The sequence below is a fragment of the Streptomyces sp. NPDC043908 genome (genome assembly GCF_056435525.1).
The window spans coordinates 267,284-284,386 of the sequence record NZ_JBWKEI010000003.1; the positions used below are offsets into that span (position 1 = coordinate 267,284).

General features: G+C 71.1%; 15 protein-coding genes. 5 read left to right on the forward strand and 10 right to left on the reverse strand.

From position 1 onward, the window contains the following. Positions 1-6: 6 nt before the first annotated feature. The 8 genes from AC069K_RS09255 to AC069K_RS09290 all read right to left on the reverse strand — a co-directional run bounded on the left by AC069K_RS09255 (position 7) and on the right by AC069K_RS09290 (position 8,901). Complete coding sequence (locus tag AC069K_RS09255) at positions 7-1,545, reverse strand: glycoside hydrolase family 43 protein (RefSeq protein ID WP_478613847.1); 1,539 nt, start codon at positions 1,543-1,545, stop codon at positions 7-9. Then, positions 1,542-2,414 carry a DUF6807 domain-containing protein gene (locus AC069K_RS09260; protein WP_478613850.1) on the reverse strand — a complete coding sequence of 291 codons (873 nt, stop codon included), beginning with the start codon at positions 2,412-2,414 and terminating at the stop codon, positions 1,542-1,544. The genes AC069K_RS09255 and AC069K_RS09260 overlap by 4 nt, the downstream gene beginning before the upstream one ends. Further along, a complete protein-coding gene (locus AC069K_RS09265; RefSeq protein ID WP_478613853.1) occupies positions 2,411-3,613 on the reverse strand; it encodes a Gfo/Idh/MocA family protein in 1,203 nt (400 codons plus the stop codon). Before AC069K_RS09265 ends, AC069K_RS09260 begins: the two co-directional genes overlap by 4 nt. Then, positions 3,610-4,515: a carbohydrate ABC transporter permease gene (locus tag AC069K_RS09270; RefSeq protein WP_478613855.1), complete on the reverse strand. Its 906-nt coding sequence runs from the start codon at positions 4,513-4,515 to the stop codon at positions 3,610-3,612. Before AC069K_RS09270 ends, AC069K_RS09265 begins: the two co-directional genes overlap by 4 nt. Then, positions 4,512-5,456 (reverse strand): carbohydrate ABC transporter permease, encoded by a 945-nt coding sequence (locus tag AC069K_RS09275; RefSeq protein ID WP_365110643.1) that lies wholly within the window; start codon positions 5,454-5,456, stop codon positions 4,512-4,514. Before AC069K_RS09275 ends, AC069K_RS09270 begins: the two co-directional genes overlap by 4 nt. Before the next feature lie 105 nt (positions 5,457-5,561). Then, positions 5,562-7,328, reverse strand: a complete 1,767-nt coding sequence (araD, locus tag AC069K_RS09280) for an L-arabinonate dehydratase (protein WP_478613858.1) — start codon at positions 7,326-7,328, stop codon at positions 5,562-5,564. Then, positions 7,325-8,251, reverse strand: a complete 927-nt coding sequence (locus tag AC069K_RS09285) for a dihydrodipicolinate synthase family protein (RefSeq protein WP_478613861.1) — start codon at positions 8,249-8,251, stop codon at positions 7,325-7,327. The genes araD and AC069K_RS09285 overlap by 4 nt, the downstream gene beginning before the upstream one ends. Next, positions 8,248-8,901: a GntR family transcriptional regulator gene (locus AC069K_RS09290; RefSeq protein WP_358830891.1), complete on the reverse strand. Its 654-nt coding sequence runs from the start codon at positions 8,899-8,901 to the stop codon at positions 8,248-8,250. The genes AC069K_RS09285 and AC069K_RS09290 overlap by 4 nt, the downstream gene beginning before the upstream one ends. A 373-nt stretch (positions 8,902-9,274) precedes the next feature. Between AC069K_RS09290 and AC069K_RS09295 the strand changes: the two genes are divergently transcribed. The 3 genes from AC069K_RS09295 (at position 9,275) to AC069K_RS09305 (ending at position 11,986) form a co-directional block, all read left to right on the forward strand. Continuing rightward, complete coding sequence (locus tag AC069K_RS09295) at positions 9,275-10,273, forward strand: pectate lyase family protein (RefSeq protein ID WP_478613865.1); 999 nt, start codon at positions 9,275-9,277, stop codon at positions 10,271-10,273. Positions 10,274-10,332: 59 nt separating this feature from the next. Further along, positions 10,333-11,175 carry a pectate lyase gene (locus AC069K_RS09300; RefSeq protein WP_478613868.1) on the forward strand — a complete coding sequence of 281 codons (843 nt, stop codon included), beginning with the start codon at positions 10,333-10,335 and terminating at the stop codon, positions 11,173-11,175. 238 nt (positions 11,176-11,413) lie between these two features. Then, a complete protein-coding gene (locus tag AC069K_RS09305; protein ID WP_365110659.1) occupies positions 11,414-11,986 on the forward strand; it encodes a dihydrofolate reductase family protein in 573 nt (190 codons plus the stop codon). A 52-nt stretch (positions 11,987-12,038) separates the two neighbouring features. Here AC069K_RS09305 and AC069K_RS09310 read toward each other — a convergent pair whose 3' ends face one another. After that, the gene (locus tag AC069K_RS09310; RefSeq protein ID WP_365110662.1) at positions 12,039-12,503 is read right to left on the reverse strand and encodes a Crp/Fnr family transcriptional regulator; all 465 of its coding nucleotides are present in this window, start codon (positions 12,501-12,503) and stop codon (positions 12,039-12,041) included. 474 nt (positions 12,504-12,977) lie between these two features. Between AC069K_RS09310 and AC069K_RS09315 the strand changes: the two genes are divergently transcribed. Further along, complete coding sequence (locus AC069K_RS09315) at positions 12,978-15,368, forward strand: phosphoketolase family protein (protein WP_365110665.1); 2,391 nt, start codon at positions 12,978-12,980, stop codon at positions 15,366-15,368. A gap of 49 nt (positions 15,369-15,417) precedes the next feature. On the opposite strand, the gene AC069K_RS09320 is transcribed toward AC069K_RS09315, so the two are convergent. Then, positions 15,418-16,113, reverse strand: a complete 696-nt coding sequence (locus AC069K_RS09320; protein WP_478613873.1) for an SDR family oxidoreductase — start codon at positions 16,111-16,113, stop codon at positions 15,418-15,420. A gap of 118 nt (positions 16,114-16,231) precedes the next feature. Here AC069K_RS09320 and AC069K_RS09325 point away from each other — a divergent pair, with 118 nt between their 5' ends. Beyond that, entirely contained in the window at positions 16,232-17,062 is an 831-nt protein-coding gene (locus AC069K_RS09325) for a LysR family transcriptional regulator (RefSeq protein ID WP_365110671.1), read from the forward strand. Positions 17,063-17,103: the final 41 nt, after the last annotated feature.

The window sequence follows — 17,103 nt, forward strand, 5'->3', positions numbered from 1 at the left end:
GAGGATTCAGGGGCGGCGGTGCTCGTGCGGTCGGCCGTTGATCCGGAAGCGGGTGAACAGGGCCGTGCCGGTGGGGCCCCGGCCCGGGGGCGCCCCGGCGAAGAGCCCCAGGAGGGCGCCCACCCAGCGCCAGGGCGTGGCGGTGAAGACCTGGCCCGAGGGCCGGAACCCGTCCCCGGTGTCCGCGAACAGGCGGCAGCGCGCCCCCTCGCCGACTTCGACGCGCAGCCGGACCGAGGCGGACGGTGCCGGGCGCGGCCGCGCGGCATCGCGCTCCGGCCCGCTCCCCGTGGCCTCGGCGAACCGGTGGACGAGGGACGCCGTACCGTCGGCGCCGCGCTCCAGGCCGATCCAGGTGTAGGCGTCACCGATGACGGCGAGCCCGGCCCGTGAGCCCGGCCCGGTGGTGTCCAGCCGGAGGTCCACGTCGACCGTGCGACAGGACAGCGGAAGGCGCTGGGTGAGCAGGTGCGGCAGCAGCCGCAGGTCATGGACGTCGGGGGAGCGCACACAGGCGAGCCGGAGCCCGTCCTGGCTGTGGCTGACGGCCCATCCGGGCCGGGGGTTGGCGGCCCACTGCCACTGGAGCCCGAAGCGGCCCCCGGGGAACAGGTCGTCGGTGGCGGGCGCGGACGGCGGCTGCGGGGGCAGGGCGGGCCGTGCGTGGGTGAGGACGGGGCTGCCCCCGGCGCCGAGCACCGGCCAGCCGTCCTCGTCCCAGCGCATCGGCTGGAGGTGGACGACCCGCCCGTGGGCCCCGCGTTGCTGGAAGTGCAGGAACCAGTCCTCGCCGGAGGCGGTGCGGGCCCAGCCGCCCTGGTGCGGCCCGTTCACCGGTGTGTCCCCCTGTTCGAGGACGACTCGCTCCTCGTACGGGCCCAGGAAGGAACGCGAGCGGAAGACGCCCTGCCAGCCGTTCTCCACGCCCCCGGCGGGCGCGAAGATCCAGAACCAGCCGTCGTGGCGGTACACCTTCGGGCCTTCGAGGGTGAACCAGCCCGGGAGCCGGTCGCCGTCGACCAGCACCTCACCGTCGTCGAGCAGTTCGGCACCGTCGGGGCTCATCCGGTGGCCGGTGAGGCGGTTCTTGATGCCGCAGCGCGACTTCGCCCAGGCGTGCACGAGGAACGCCTCGCCGGTGTCCTCGTCCCACAGCGGACAGGGATCGATGAGCCCCTTGCCCGCCTTGATGAGGTGGGGTCGGCTCCAAGGGCCCCTGATGTCGGGCGCGTTGACGTGGTGGATGCCGTGGTCCGGGTCGCCCCAGAAGATCCAGAAGAGCCCGTCGTGGTGACGGATCGACGGCGCCCACACCCCGCAGTCGTGGCGGGGCACGGCGAACGCCTCCTCCGGTACGAGCCGGTCGAGGGCGTGCCCGATCAGCCTCCAGTGGACCAGGTCGCGCGAGTGCAGCAGCGGCAGTCCCGGTGCGCGCCCGAAGCTGGAGGCGGTCAGATAGAAGTCGTCGCCGACGCGGACGACATCGGGGTCCGACCAGTCGGCGTCGAGGACCGGGTTGCGGTAGGTCGTGTCCGGCGACGTCATGCGCGCACCGCCTCGGTGACCAGTGCCTGGGCCTCGTCCGGACGCAGCCGCCCGTCCGCGACGACCGTGACCACCCGGCGTACCAGCGAGGCCCCGGGCGCGAGGGCGAGCCGCCGCGACGCCGCGAGGGACGAGCCGACGCCCGGATACTCGGTGGCGCGGACGAACCAGGGGTCGCGCCGGGTCTCGGCGGTGCCGCCCGCGAAGACGAGTGTCCAGCCCTCGCCCGCCAGCGCCAGCCAGTCGGCGGACCGGCCGTGTGCGGCGGCCTCGCCGGTGGAACCGGCGGTGAACACCTCGGGAGCCGACCGCGCCTTGGGGGCACGCCAGAAGAAACCTCCGTAGGCGGCACCGGGGCGGCCGTTGGTTGCCGGACTGCCGAGGGTGAGGGGGGTCGGGGAGGGGTTGGTCAGGCGGAACGTGAAGTCCATCGCCCAAGCGGTGGGGGACAGGCCGGCCACGGAGACCGTGCGGCGCTCGCGCAGCAGGTCGCGGTCGCCTGCCCGCCACCGCAGGTCCGCCACGAAGCCGTCGGGGCCGCACGCCGCGAAACCCTCGTGCCGCTGGACGCCGTGGTTGTCGAGTTCGGTGGGTCCCTCGCCGCGTACGAAGGTGCGTCCGCCCCAGAAGTTGTGGCCCTCCACGTCCGGCACGGCGACCGAGACACCGGCGTGGTGCCGGTGGTCGGCGGGCCGGTACTCGGTGACGGGCGTGCCCGCGAGGGTGGTGACCGGGTGGAGGAACGGACGCGGGGACATACGTCGCTCGTCCTCCGGGTGGAGGGTGTAGCGCGCGACGGTGTGGCCGGACACGCTCAGCGGCACCGACGCGGGGGAGGAGGCCGCCTCGGCGGAAGTGCGGGAACTCATGACGCGCTCACCCCGCCCCCGGCCTGCGGCCAACCGCGCTTCGACGCGGCCGACGTGGTTGCCCAGGACGCGCCGAGCGCGCTGTAGCCCTTGAGCGTGTCGGCGGAAGAGGTGATCAGCCCGTCGATGCCGTGCACGACACGGCGTACCGCTCCCGTCCGGTCCGTCGCGCGGCTCCACGCCTCGGGCGGCAGCGGCGCCGGATCCGGTGCCGTGCGGACCGCTTCGACCACCTTCATGAAGGCGGCCGTCGACTCCGGCGGCACCAGGAGCGCGGCACGGCCTTCCAGGTGGTCCAGGAGGTTGTCGAGGAGGTCGGTGCGGCCGTGGAACGACTCCACGGGCCCGTGCCCGGCGCGTTGCACCAGGACGCGGTCCTGCTTGTACCAGAAGGTGATGCGGCCCCGGCTGCCGTGCGCGACGACGTACGGCTCACCGGGACGCTCGGCGCACAGGGTCGCGGCGACGGTGATGTGCCGCCCCGCCACGGTGGTGATGTCCACGTAGGAGGTGTCGTCGGCCTCGATGTCATGGGCGCGGAACAGCTCCGTGCGGATCGTGGCGATGTCCTCGGCGCGGGTCGAGCCGTCGAGGGCGAGCGCGGTGGCGACGGCGTGGGCCAGGGGGTTGGTCAGCACGCCGTCGACGACGTCGCAACCGCGCAGCCGCCGGTGTCCGGCCCAGGGCGCACGGCGGAAGTACGCCTCGTCCCGCGCCCAGGCGCCCGCCGCGCCGATGCCGAGGAGATCGCCGATCGCGCCGTCCGCGATCAGGTCGCGGACGGCGCCGACGGCATGGGAGCCGAGCGACTGGAAGCCGATCTGCGCGGCGGTACCGGCCGTGGCGACGGCGTCGCGGATCCGCTGGAACTGGGCGTACGAGGGCGCGGGCGGTTTCTCCAGGAGCAGGTGGGTGCCGTGCTCGGCGGCGATCAGGGCCAGGTCGGTGTGGGTCTGGATCGGGGTGCTGACGAGGGCGACGCGGGCGCCGGTGGAGGCGAGCAGGGCCGCGAAGTCGCCGGACTGCTCGGGAGCGGCGAAGCCGTCGAGCTCCGCGGGGGTCAGGGGGGTGAGTTCGCAGACCCCGGCGAGGCGAACCCGGCCGCGGCGGGCGAGGCGGCGGATGTTCTCCAGGTGCCTGCTTCCGTGGCCGCGCGCACCGGCGAGGACGACGGGGACGGTTTCGCGCAGCGGGCTCATCCCTTCACCGCCCCGGCGCTGAAGCCGGTGACCAGCCACTTCTGGATGAAGGCGAAGACCAGGACGACGGGGAGGGCCGAGATGACACCGCCGGCGGCGAGTGCGCCCAGGTCGACACTGTCGGCGCCCATCAAGGTGGCGAGGCCCACCGGGATCGTCTGCTTGTCCTGGTTGCTGAGGAACATCAGCGCGAAGAGGAAGTGGTTCCAGCTGTGGACGAAGGCGAAGGAGCCGACGGCGATCAGACCGGGCCGCAGCAGCGGAAGGACCACCGCGCAGAAGGCGCGGAAGCGACCGCAGCCGTCGACCCAGGCCGCCTCTTCGAGTGAGTACGGCACGTTCTTGATGAAACCGCTGATCAGGATCATCGAGAGGGGGAGCTGGAAGACGGCTTCGGCGATGATGACGCTGCCCAGCGAGTTGATCATCCGCAGATCGGCGAAGATCTGGAACAGCGGCACCAGCATCAGCGCGCCCGGGATGAACTGCGAGCACAGCAGCGCCAGCATGAACCCGCGTTTGACCGCGAAGTCGAAGCGGGCGAGGGCGTAGCCACCGGCGAGCGCGACGACCGTCGTCAGCAGCATCGACACCAAGCCGACGATCAGACTGTTCTTGAAGAAGAGCGCGAAGCTGCGTTCGTTCCACACCTTGTCGAAGTGCTCCAGCGTCAGCGGCCAGGGCGCGAGCGAGGTGGAGCCGGTGGGCCGGAACGCGAAGAGCAGCATCCAGTAGAAGGGAACGAGGGTGAAAAGGAGGTACAGGCCCAGCGGAAGGTAGATCTGCCAGCGGGGCACCTCGTCCCAGGGGCGGCGCTTCGCGGGCTCGGCGTCCTGGCGGTGGACCGGCGTACGGGCCGGGGTCATGGGGGTGGTCCGCGTCCCGGCTTCCTCGGTGATCACTTCTCCTGCCCTCCGAACTTGCTGAGCCGCAGATAGACCATCGAGAAGAACAGGAGGATGACGAAGGCGATGGAGGTCAGTGCGGAGGCGTAGCCGAAGTCGTGCGAGTCGACGGCGATCGAGGCGATGCGCAGCGGCAGTGTCGTGGTCTCGCCCGCCGGACCGCCGCCGGTGAGGGTGTAGAGCAGGTCCACGTTGTTGAACTCCCACACCGCCCGCAGCAGGGTGGACAGGATGATGGCGTCCTTCAGGTGCGGCAGGGTGATGTGGAGGAACTGGCGCAGCCGCCCGGCGCCGTCGACCTCGGCGGCCTCGTACAGGTCCTTCGACACGGACTGGAGGTCGGCGAGGATGAGGATCGCGAAGAACGGCACACCGCGCCACAGTTCGGCCGTGACGACGGCCGGGAAGACGGTGGTCGTGTCGGAGAGCCAGGACGTGCCGTACGTGCCGGCGCCCGCGTCGGCGAGGTAACGGGTGATGCCCGTCTGGGAGTTGTAGATGAGCATCCAGATGGACGAGGTGAGCACCCCCGAGACCGCCCAGGGGGAGAAGACGAGCGCGCGGGAGAGCGCGCGGCCCACGAACGTCTGGTTGACGATCAGCGCGAGTCCCAGGCCCAGCAGCAGTTGCAGCACCACTTGGACGACGACCCACTGGAGGCTGAACCCGAGCGTGTGCCAGAACTCGGGGTCGTCGGTGAACGCCTTGGTGAAGTTGTCGAATCCCGCGAAGCCGTTGCGCCACGGTTTGGATGGGTTGAAGTTCCGCAGGCTGTAGTAGAAGACGCTGAGCACGGGGTAGGCGATGAAGCCCAGCATCAGCAGAGCGGCCGGCGCGATGAGCAGGTAGGGCAGGGTACGCGGGGTGGCTCCGGTGCGACGGGCGGCGCCGGACCGCTTCGGTGGTGGCTTGGCCACGGCGGTGGCGGCTTGGGCCATGACGGGTCTCCGTTCGGGCGTGTGCGGGAAAGCGCTTGCCGCACGTTGTTCGACATGGCGAACAAAAGAGAAGGGGGCGGACTGGGGTAAGGGGTGGTGCCCGGTTCAGCCGGCGTACGGATCCGGCACCGTGCCGGGCCGGGCGAGGAAGGCGAAGTCGCAGCCGGTGTCGGCCTGCGTGATCTGGTCGGTGTACAAGGCTCCGTACCCCCGCTCGAACCGTGCGGGCGGCGGCGTCCACGCGGCCCGCCGGCGGGCCAGCTCCTCGTCCGTCACGTCGAGGTGGAGGCTGCGGGCCGCGACGTCGAGGGTGATGAGGTCGCCGGTGCGGACGAGCGCGAGCGGTCCGCCCACGTACGACTCGGGCGCGATATGCAGGACGCACGCCCCGTACGAGGTGCCGCTCATCCGGGCATCGGAGATCCGCACCATGTCCCGCACCCCCTGCTTGAGCAGATGGTCGGGGATCGGCAGCATTCCGTACTCGGGCATACCGGGGCCGCCCTTGGGGCCCGCGCCGCGCAGCACCAGGACGCTGTCGGCCGTGATGCCGAGCGACGGGTCGTTGATGGTGCGCTGGAGCTCGCGGTAGTCGTCGAAGACGACCGCCGGACCGGTGTGTTTGAGCAGGCGCTGCTCGCAGGCGATGTGTTTGATGACGGCGCCGTCCGGACACAGGTTGCCGCGCAGCACCGCGAGCCCGCCCTCGGCCGCGAGGGGGTTGCCGCGGGGCCTGATGACGTCGTCGTGGTGGACCTCGGCGGTGGCGAGCTGCTCGCGCAGGGTGTCGTACGCGACGGTCGGCCGGTCCAGGTGGAGCAGGTCGGTGATCCGGGAGAGCAGTGCGGGCAGGCCGCCCGCGAAGTGAAAGTCCTCCATGAGGTAGGTGTCGCCGCCGGGCCGTACGTTGGCCAGCACCGGAACGGTCCGCGCGACGCGGTCGAAGTCGTCGAGGGTCAGCTCGACGCCCGCCCGCCGGGCCATCGCGATCAGGTGGATCACGGCGTTGGTGGAGCCGCCCAGCGCGAGGACCGTGGTCACCGCGTCCAGGAAGGCGTCCTGCGTGAGGATCGCCGACAACCGCCGGTCCTCGTGGACCAGTTGGACGATCCGCAGCCCCGAGGCGGCCGCCATGCGGTCGTGCTCGGAGGCGACGGCGGGAATGGAGGAGGCGCCGGGCACCGTCACCCCCAGGGCCTCGGCCGCCGCGGTGAGCGTGGAGGCGGTGCCCATCGTCATGCAGTGGCCGGGGGAGCGGGCCAGACCGTTCTCCAGGCCCGCCAGCTCGCAGTCGCCGATCAGCCCGGCCCGCTTGTCGTCCCAGTACTTCCACATGTCCGTACCGGAGCCGAGGACCTCGCCCCGCCAGTGCCCGGGCAGCATCGGCCCGGCGGGCACGAACACCGCGGGCAGGTCGACGGAGACCGCCCCCATCAACAGCGCGGGCGTCGACTTGTCGCAGCCGCCCATCAGCACCGCCCCGTCCACCGGGTACGAGCGCAGCAGTTCCTCGGTCTCCATGGCGAGGAGGTTGCGGTAGAGCATCGGGGTGGGTTTCTGGAAGGTCTCCGACAGGGTGGACACCGGGAACTCGAGCGGAAAGCCGCCGGCCTGCCACACACCGCGCTTGACGGCCTGTGCGCGATCGCGCAGATGGACGTGGCAGGGGTTGATGTCGGACCAGGTGTTGAGGATCGCGATGACCGGCTTGCCCAGGTGCTCCTCGGGCAGGTAGCCGAGCTGGCGGGTGCGGACGCGGTGGCTGAAGGAGCGCAGGCCGTCGGTGCCGTACCACTGGTGGCTGCGCAGCTCCTCGGGGGCGCGGCGGTTGGGCCGCGGGGCGGAGGAGGGCGTGGACGCGGCGGGACTCATGCGCCCCACCCCGCGACCGCGCCCCATCCCTCGACGATGGCGGCGACCTCGGCGCGCCCGGCCGCGTCCAGCGGTCTGCTGGGGGAGCGCACGTGGCGGTGGCACAGACCGAGCACGGCCAGCGCCTCCTTGACCACGGTCACGTTGTTGGCCGAGGAGTCGGCGGCACGCAGCTCCTCGAAGCGCCTGATCTGCTCCCACACCCGCATGGCGGCCGGATAGTCGCCCGACCGCAGTGCTTCGAGCATGGTCAGCGAGATCTTGGGCGCGACATTGACCAGGCCGGAGGTGAACCCGGTCGCCCCGGCGGAGAAGTAGGAGGGCGCGTACGGCTCGGCCAGACCGGCCACCCACACGAAGCGCTCCAGTCCGGCGTCGCGGGCGAAGGCGGCGAACCGCGCCGCGTCCGGCACCGCGTACTTCACCCCGATCACGTTCGGGCAGGCCTCGCCCAGCGCCGCCATGTGCTCGCCCGCCAGGCGCGCGTTGCGGATGTACGGCACGATCCCCAGCTCGGGGACGGCTTCCGCGATGGCCCGGTGGTAGTCGACCCAGCCTCCGGCCGCGACATAGGGGTGCACGGGTTGATGCACCATCAGCATGTCGGCGCCCGTCTCCCGGGCGTGCCGGGCGGCCTCGACGGCGGTCGGCACGTCGTGGCCCACGCCGACGACGATCGCCGCCCGCCCACCGGCCTCGGAGACGGTCAGCTCGACCACGGTTCTGCGCTCGCGGGGGGTGAGGGCGTAGAACTCTCCCGTGTTGCCGTTCGGGGTGAGCGTCCTGACGCCGTCGTCCAGGAGCCTGCGCAGCAGCGCGCGGTGGGCGTCGTGATCGACGGAACCGTCCTCCGTGAACGGGGTCACGGGGATCGCCACGACATCGGCGAGGGCGCCGCGCAAGGAGGCGTACGGCGTCGTCATATCGGGTCTTCTTCCTGGGCCCGCGGGAAGGCCCGTTCGACGAAGGACGCGATATGGGCGTGCAGGGCACGGGAGGCGCCGTCCGCGTCGCCGGCCAGGGCGAGCCGCAGGATCTCCCGGTGCTCCGCCGCCTCCTGCTCCCAGGACGGATCGGCGGCCCAGGCCACCGCGGAGACCAGCGCGGCCTGGTCGCGCACCTCGTCCAGCATCCGTGCGAGCAGCGGGTTGCCGCACGGCAGGTAGAGCGCGCGGTGGAACTCCCGGTTGGCCAGCGAGCGTTCGGCGGTGTCCGCCGCGGTGTCGGCGCGCTCCAGGGCCTCACGGGCCGTGTGCAGGTCCGCCGCGCCGCGGACGGTGCGGCGCAGCGCCTCCGGTTCGAGGAGCAGCCGTACGTCGTACACCTCGCGCGCCATGTCCGCGTCCACCATGCGCACCGTGACGCCCTTGTACTGGTTCATCACGACCAGCCCGGTGCCGGCCAGCGTCTTGAGCGCCTCGCGTACGGGCGTCTTGGACACTCCGTAGTGCGCGGCGAGCTCGACCTCCACGAGGGCCTGGCCGGGGGCCAACTGCCCTGTGAGGATGCGGTGTTTGACGGCTTCCAGCACGAACTGGGTCCGGGAGGGGATGGGTGTGGGCACAGAGGTCATGCGCGCCTCTCGACTGTCACGTATCGCGTCTCATATATGACGCATCAGGTACGACGCGATGAAAGTAGAGCCGATTCCGCGGCGCGTCAACGGATCTGACGTACCGGCACGAGATCCTGTCGGGGCGTTGACGAGAAAGCGCTTTCCCTCTACGTTCCATTCATCAGTGTGACCCCGGTCGCCGGTCCGCGTGGGACGCGGCAAGAGAACGGCAGTTGCCGTACGTGGCCGCGATCAGAGCGCATCAGCTACGCGAACGACGTTCCACCCACTGAACGCACACGGAACTCCGTGCACCGCTGAGCAGTCGGGCTCCACCCCCACACGCCCGTATCGACGGGCCCCGCATCCCGATTCGAAGGGACTCACCCGCATGCGCACGCACACCCCCCACCAGCGTCCCCGCGCCCTGCTTCTGGCCGCGGCCGCCGTCGCCGCCACGGCACTGGCCGGGCTGCCCCATTCCGCGGGCGCCGTAGGTACGGCACCTGCCGGAGCCGCCGCAGAGACCACCCCCGTCGGCTTCGGCGCGGGCACCTCCGGCGGTGGGACGGCGGCACCGGTCACCGTGTCCACCCTCGCCGCCTTCAAGACCGCCGTCACCGGCGACAACGCCAAGGTCGTCAAGGTCAGCGGTCTGATCCCGCTCAACGGGCAGGTCGACGTGGGCTCCAACACCACGGTCCTCGGGGTCGGTTCCGCCTCCGGCTTCACCGGCGGCGGCTTGCGCGTGAAGCAGGAGACCAACGTCGTCATCCGCAATCTCACCATCACCAAGCCCGTGGCGCCGGCCGACGCCATCACCGTGCAGAAGTCGACGAAGGTATGGATCGACCACAACACCTTCTCCTCGGACCGCGACCACGGCAAGGACTACTACGACGGACTGGTCGACATCACCCATGCCTCCGACTACGTCACCGTCTCCTGGAACACCTTCAAGAACCACTACAAGGGCTCCCTCGTCGGCCACAGCGACAAGAACGCCTCCGAGGACACCGGGCACCTGCGGGTGACGTACCACCACAACCACTTCAGCGACGTCAACTCGCGCATCCCCAGTCTGCGGTTCGGCACCGGGCACTTCTACGACAACTACGTCGAGGGCGCCGACACCGCCGTCCACTCCCGGATGGGCGCGCAGATGCTCGTCGAGAACAACGTCTTCCGCTCCACGAAGGTCGCGGTGACCACCCACCGGGACAGCAGCACCGACGGCTACGCCAACCTCCGCGGCAACGACCTCGGCGGCGCCGCCCTGGAGGTCTCCCGAACGGGTTCCTTCACCACCGCGCCCTACGCGTACACCGCCGAACCCGCCTCGTCCGTCGTCGCGTCGGTGACCGCCGGGGCCGGGGCCGGAAGGCTCTGAGGTCCACGGGCACGGCGACGACAAGGGCAAAGGGCCACGGCAACACAAGGAGACAGGACATGACTTCACCAGCACGGACCGGCTCGCGGCACCCCCGGCGGGCGGTCCTCGGCGCGGGCGCCGCCGCCTTCGGTCTGGCGGCCACCGCGATCCTCGCGGGCGCCTTCACCGGAGCGGCGAACGCCGCCCCTGCGCCGGCCACCTCCGCGGCCGCCTGGCCGACCCCCACCACGAGCAAACCCGTCCCGGCCACCATCGAGGTCTCCGGCGCGTACGACGGGAAGATGCAGCGCTTCTACGGCAGCGGTGACCTCGGCGACGGCGGCCAGAACGAGAACCAGTCGCCGTTGTTCCAGCTCAAGGACGGGGCCGTCCTGTCCAACGTCGTCATCGGCGCGCCCGCCGCCGACGGCATCCACTGCCTGGGCACCTGCACGCTCAAGAACGTGTGGTGGGAGGACGTCGGCGAGGACGCCGCCACCTTCAAGGGCAAGTCCTCCTCGGCCGTCTACCGCGTGGAGGGCGGCGGCGCGAGGAAGGCCTCCGACAAGGTCTTCCAGTTCAACGGCGCCGGCACCCTCACCGTGACCGGCGGTTTCCAGGTCGTCGACTTCGGCAAGCTCGTGCGCAGTTGCGGCAACTGCTCCACCCAGTACCAGCGCAAGGTGGTCGTCGACAACGTGGACGCGACCGCGCCCGGCAAGGCCCTGGTCGGCATCAACAGCAACTACGGGGACAGCGCCACCCTGCGCGGTGTCCGCGTCCACGGCGACAGCGGCAAGAAGATCAAACCGTGCGTGCGTTACGAGGGCAACAACACGGGGGCCGAGCCGAAGGTGCTCGGCAGCGGCCCGGACGGCGCGTACTGCCGCTACTCGGCCTCCGACATCACCTACAGCTGAGAGATCCCCCCGTCGGTTGCTCAGCCGCCGCCCGGCACGGATCGGTCCGGGCGGCGGCACACCCGTGCTCGCATGTGAGGGAAGAAGAAAAGACAGCTCGGCCGATGAGTTTCCCCGCGGTACGCAGTCAGAGATCATGGTCGGTGCGCACCGGGGCCGTGAGGGCGGTCGGTGCGCGTGACGACCCGACCTGTTCAGCATCAGACGGCCAGACACCGCAGACACCGAGGAACCTGATATGCGCACCCTGATCAGCACGGCCTTCATCTCGCTCGACGGCGTCGTGGAAGCGCCCGGTGGCGAACCCGGCTACCGCAACTCCGGGTGGACCTACAAGAACGTCGAGTTCCTGCCCGAGGCGTTCGAGATCAAGGGGCAGGAGCAGAAGGAGGCCACCGCGATGATGATGGGCCGCACCAGCTACGAGGCCTTCAGCGCGGTGTGGCCCGACATGGAGGACTTCGCGGACTACAAGGTGATGCCGAAGTACGTCGTCTCCACCACGCTCACCGAGGACGACCTGGTGTCCAACTGGGGCCAGACCACGATCCTGCGCTCGGTCGACGAGGTCGCCGCGCTGAAGGCGACCGACGGCGGCCCGATCATCATCCACGGCAGCGCCACGCTCAACCACAGCCTCGCGGACGCCGGCCTGATCGACCGCTACCACCTGCTCGTCTTCCCGCTCCTGCTCGGCGCGGGCAAGCGGCTCTTCAGCGCCACCGACAAGGACGCGCAGAAGCTGAAGCTGGTGGAGCACGAGGCGTACGCCAACGGACTGCAGAAGAACGTGTTCGACGTGATCCGCTGACCGGATCCCGGGCCGCGGCGGCAGCGGCTGCGGTCGCCCGGGCGGTGGGCGGTCACAGCAAGCTGTCGCTGCCACTGCCGTGCGGCGCGTAGAGATCGAGCAGCCGGATGCGGGCCGCGTGCAGCCGGTGGGCGAGCACGCGGCCCACCCACGCTCCGACCGCGGCGGAGAGCGCGGTGTCGGCGTCCATCATGGCCCGTACGGCCGCCGCGTCGAACTCGTACGTGCGCACCGGCGTCATCGCCTCGGCGCCCAGCTGCCACACGTACGGGCGGAACATCCACGACCAGCCCACCAGCTCGCCGGAGCCGAGCTGTCCGATCACGGCCGGGCGTCTGCCGGGTACGTGCATGTCGAGCGTCACGGTGCCGGAGCGCACGATCCAGAACCGGTCGGCGTGACCGCCCTCGTTGAAGAGCCGCACTCCCGCGGAGAAGTTGATCTCGCGGGCGATGCTCATGAGGCGTTCGCGGTACTCGACCGGAAGCGCGGTGGTGATCGAGGTCGGATTGCTCATGGACGGCCTCCCTGTCCGTGGTCCCTTCCAGTGTGGCCCCGCCGCCGCGTCCGCGCGGGGCAGCGGCAGGCGCTCTCGGAGAGTGCTCACACCATCACGTAAGGTGAGGGGATCGGTCGGCGGGGGAACCTGCCCGATCGGCCCCTCGCGGACGCCGCCGGAATCCGGGAAGGTGGAGAACGGCCCGTACAGAGGCCGCGGCATGGCCGGAGGCGCCGGCCCGCAGGTTCCTGCGGGCTCGCGTGGCCGGTCGAGGCCGTGCGTGGCGGCAGTCGCAGGACTGGCGGCGCCGCCTCCTCGCAGGGAACGGAGGGCAGCAGGTGCGCGATCGTGTTCAGGCGTGCCCGGCGCTCGTCGTCGCCCTCCACGACGTACGAGGGCCCCTCGCCGACGGCGGTGTGGACCGGCGTGTCGTCGCAGCCGTGCCGCCTCCACCGCCGATGACCCGTCCCGACGACTTCTGGAGCCCCGCTCATGACCCAGGTCGAACCCCAGGACGCCACGGTACTTTCCGGACTCTCCGACGACGAGCTGCGCACCCTGGACGCCCACTGGCGCGCCGCCAACTACCTTGCGGCGGGCCAGATCTACCTGTTGGCCAACCCGCTGCTCACCGAGCCGCTGAGGCCCGAGCACATCAAGCCCCGGCTGCTGGGCCACTGGGGCACCTCGCCCGGTCTCAACCTCGTGTACACCCACCTCAACCGGGTGATCAAGGCGCGCGGGCTCGACGCGCTGTGCGTGTGGGGGCCCGGGCACGGCGGCCCTTCCGTGCTGGCCAACGCCTGGCTGGAGGGCAGCTACAGCGAGACCTATCCGGACGTGCCGCGTGACGGGGAGGGGATGGCGCGGCTGTTCCGGCAGTTCTCCTTCCCCGGAGGGGTGCCCAGCCATGTCGCTCCCGAGACGCCCGGTTCCATCCATGAGGGCGGCGAGCTCGGCTACTCGCTCTCCCACGCGTACGGGGCCGCCTTCGACCATCCGGACCTGCTGGTCGCCTGTGTGATCGGCGACGGCGAGGCGGAGACCGGACCGCTGGCCGCCTCCTGGCACTCCAACAAGTTCCTCGACCCGGTGCACGACGGCGCGGTGCTCCCGATTCTGCACCTCAACGGCTACAAGATCGCCAATCCGACGGTGCTGGCCCGCCTCCCCGAGGAGGAACTCGACGCGCTGCTGCGCGGGTACGGGCACGAACCCGTCCATGTGAGCGGCGACGACCCCCTCCAGGTGCACCGGGCCATGGCCCGCGCCCTCGACGACGCCCTGGACCGCATCGCCTCGGCGCAGCGGGCCGCCCGCGAGGAGGGCGCCACCGAGCGCGTGCACTGGCCGGTGATCGTCCTGCGTACGCCCAAGGGCTGGACCGGCCCGGCCGAGGTCGACGGCGTACCCGTCGAGGGGACCTGGCGCGCCCACCAGGTCCCGCTGGCCGGCGTCCGCGAGAACCCCGACCACCTGCGGCAACTGGAGACCTGGCTGCGTTCGTACCGGCCCGAGGAGCTCTTCGGCCCGGAGGGGCGCCCGGTCGCCGACGTGCTCGCCTGCCTTCCCGACGGCGCCCGGCGCCTCGGCGCCACGCCGTACGCCAACGGCGGGCTCCTCCTGCGGGACCTGCCCGTCGCCCCGCTCGACGACTTCGCCGTACCCGTGGACAAGCCGGGCACGACGCTGCACGAGCCGACCCGTATCCTCGGCGACCTCCTCGCCCGGGTGATGAAGGACACCGGCGACCGCCGCGACTTCCGGCTGGTCGGACCGGACGAGACCGCCTCCAACCGGCTCCAGGCCGTCTTCGACGTCAGCGGCAAGGCCTGGCAGGCCGAGTACCTGCCGGTCGACGAACACCTCGAACACGACGGCCGGGTCCTGGAGATCCTCTCGGAACACACCTGCCAGGGATGGCTGGAGGGCTATCTGCTGACCGGTCGGCACGGGCTGTTCTCCTGCTACGAGGCGTTCGTGCACATCGTCGACTCGATGGTCAACCAGCACATCAAATGGCTCAGGACATCGCGCGAGCTGCCGTGGCGCGCCCCCATCGCCTCCCTCAACTACCTGCTGACCTCGCACGTGTGGCGCCAGGACCACAACGGCTTCTCCCACCAGGACCCCGGCTTCGTCGACCACGTCCTCAACAAGAGCCCCGAAGTCGTCCGGGTCTACCTGCCGCCGGACGCCAACACCCTCCTCTCGGTCGCCGACCACGTGCTGCGCAGCCGCGACTACGTCAACGTGGTCGTCGCGGGCAAGCAGCCCTGCTTCGACTGGCTGTCCATGGACGCCGCCCGCGCCCACTGCGCCCGGGGAGCGGGAACCTGGGAGTGGGCGGGCACGGAAAACGGCGGCGAGCCGGACGTCGTCCTCGCCTGCGCCGGGGACGTCCCCACCCAGGAGGTGCTGGCCGCGGCCCAACTGCTGCGCCGGCACCTGCCGGACCTCGCCGTCCGCGTCGTCAACGTGGTCGACATGACCCGGCTGCTCCCGCGCGAGGAACACCCGCACGGGATGAGCGACTTCGAGTACGACGGGCTGTTCACCCAGGACAAACCGGTGATCTTCGCCTACCACGGCTATCCGTGGCTGATCCACCGCCTCGCGTACCGCCGCAACGGCCACCGGAACCTGCACGTGCGCGGCTACAAGGAGTCCGGGACCACGACCACGCCGTTCGACATGGTGGTCCGCAACGACCTGGACCGCTACCGCCTGGTCATGGACGTCATCGACCGCGTCCCGGGCCTCGCGGTGCGCGCCGCCGCCGTACGTCAGTCGATGGCCGATGCCCGCACCCGTCACCACGCCTGGATCCGCGAGCACGGCACCGACCTGCCGGAGGTCGCGGAGTGGACGTGGAACGCCTGACGCCGGTGCGACCCCGTGCGCGCGGTCGCGGCGACGACCGGCCTCCGCGCTACCAGGGCACGACCTGCCCCTGGTGATCGAGGAAGTGGAGGCCGGGCTTGCCCTGTTGGCGCTCGATCGTCTCCGCCACGCCGGGGACGCTCTCCTCGACGCTGAGTTCGGCGTCGGGCCCGCCGAGGCCGGTGCGGACCCAGCCCGGGTCCATGAGCAGCAGCGTCCGCGCGTCGTCGGCACGGCGGGCGGCGTAGCAGCGCATCAGCTGGTTCAGCGCGGACTTGCTCGCGCGGTACAGGTCCTGGCCGCCCCGGGTGTTGAGGGAGATGCTCCCCTGGTCGGAGGACATGACACCGATGGTGCCCGTCGGCGCGACGAGCGGGCCCAGGGTCTCCACCACGCGCATCGGACCGAGCGCGTTGGTGCTCATGACCTCGGTGAACATCTCCGTCGGCACCTCGCCGATCGGGAGGTCGCCGCGGGTGATGGCGGCGTTGACGAACAGCAGGTCGAGGGTGCGCCCCTCCAGCCGGTCGCGCAGGGCCGCGATCTGCTCCGGCTCGGTCATCTCCAGCGACTCGATGGCCAGCCGTCCCCCGGAGTCCTCGGCCAGGTCATGGAGCCCGGTGCGCCCGCTGCCGCGGACCGTGCCGATGACGTCCCAGCCGCGACGGAGGAACTCGGCGGCGAGCCCGAGGCCCAGCGTCCGTGACGCGCCGACGATGAGAGCGGTCCCGCGGGTGTCGTTCATGTGATTCCTCGGTGGTCAGGTCAGCTCGGGGGTGGTCGGCGAACGACCACCCCGCAAGTCTCGGAGCGGCCCCGGCGGGCGTCCAATACCCTTCGGACCCGATTGATACCGTGACGGCATGGATCTGGATCTGCGCAAGCTCCGCTATTTCGTCGCGGTGGCCGAGCACCGGCACTTCGGCCGGGCCGCCCAGGCGCTGTTCATCGCGCAGCCCGTCCTCAGTCGGCAGATCCGCGCGTTCGAGCAGGAGCTGGGGTGCCCGCTCTTCACGCGCTCCACGCGCAGCGTCGAGCTGACTCCCGCGGGCGAGCGCCTGTATGACGAGGCGTCACGGATTACGACGGTGGTGGAGGGGGCGCTGCGCCGCGTACGGGAGGCCCAGCGCGGCGAGCAGCGGCTCGTCGTCGCCTTCTCGGCGGGGCTCCAGGTCTCGCATGCCATAAGGGCATTCACCGCGAACCACCCGGAGGTCGAGATCGACGTGCTTCCGCTGCACTGGCAGGAGCGCGACGCCCCGCTCCGCGACGGTCGTGCGCACGTGGCGTATCTGCGGGGCCCCTTCGACGACACCGGGCTGCGTACCGTCCCCATCGGTCACGAGACCAAGGTCGCGTGCCTCCCGGTGACGCACCCGCTGGCGGGTCGCGGTGCCCTCACGTCGGCCGATCTGGAAGACGAGCCGGTCCTCGACGTCAAGTCGCGGCGGACGGCCTCACTGGACGAGAAGTTCGAGCTCGTCGCGTCCGGCCAGGGCATCGCCCTCGTCCCGGTCAGCATCACCCACTCCTACTCCCGCCCGGACCTCGTCTACGTGCCCGTCATGGACGCCGTGCCCGTTCCGACCTGTCTGGCCGTCCGGGACGACGACGGCGCGTATCCCGTGGCGGACTTCCTGGACATCGCCACGGCGGAACTGCGCCGACAGGCCGGGAGCGCGGTCGGCGTTTGACAGGTGAATTCATGGCGGCGCCGTCGTTTGCCGTGCATGGC

Coding starts and splice junctions, on each gene's coding strand:
- AC069K_RS09255 (WP_478613847.1), bottom strand. CDS start 1,545: ATGACGTCGCCGGACACGACCTACCGCAACCCGGTCCTCGACGCCGAC.
- AC069K_RS09285 (WP_478613861.1), bottom strand. CDS start 8,251: ATGACGACGCCGTACGCCTCCTTGCGCGGCGCCCTCGCCGATGTCGTG.
- AC069K_RS09290 (WP_358830891.1), bottom strand. CDS start 8,901: ATGACCTCTGTGCCCACACCCATCCCCTCCCGGACCCAGTTCGTGCTG.
- AC069K_RS09265 (WP_478613853.1), bottom strand. CDS start 3,613: ATGAGCCCGCTGCGCGAAACCGTCCCCGTCGTCCTCGCCGGTGCGCGC.
- AC069K_RS09320 (WP_478613873.1), bottom strand. CDS start 16,113: ATGAACGACACCCGCGGGACCGCTCTCATCGTCGGCGCGTCACGGACG.
- AC069K_RS09300 (WP_478613868.1), top strand. CDS start 10,333: ATGACTTCACCAGCACGGACCGGCTCGCGGCACCCCCGGCGGGCGGTC.
- AC069K_RS09325 (WP_365110671.1), top strand. CDS start 16,232: ATGGATCTGGATCTGCGCAAGCTCCGCTATTTCGTCGCGGTGGCCGAG.
- AC069K_RS09295 (WP_478613865.1), top strand. CDS start 9,275: ATGCGCACGCACACCCCCCACCAGCGTCCCCGCGCCCTGCTTCTGGCC.
- AC069K_RS09260 (WP_478613850.1), bottom strand. CDS start 2,414: ATGAGTTCCCGCACTTCCGCCGAGGCGGCCTCCTCCCCCGCGTCGGTG.
- AC069K_RS09310 (WP_365110662.1), bottom strand. CDS start 12,503: ATGAGCAATCCGACCTCGATCACCACCGCGCTTCCGGTCGAGTACCGC.
- AC069K_RS09305 (WP_365110659.1), top strand. CDS start 11,414: ATGCGCACCCTGATCAGCACGGCCTTCATCTCGCTCGACGGCGTCGTG.
- AC069K_RS09315 (WP_365110665.1), top strand. CDS start 12,978: ATGACCCAGGTCGAACCCCAGGACGCCACGGTACTTTCCGGACTCTCC.
- araD (WP_478613858.1), bottom strand. CDS start 7,328: ATGAGTCCCGCCGCGTCCACGCCCTCCTCCGCCCCGCGGCCCAACCGC.
- AC069K_RS09275 (WP_365110643.1), bottom strand. CDS start 5,456: ATGGCCCAAGCCGCCACCGCCGTGGCCAAGCCACCACCGAAGCGGTCC.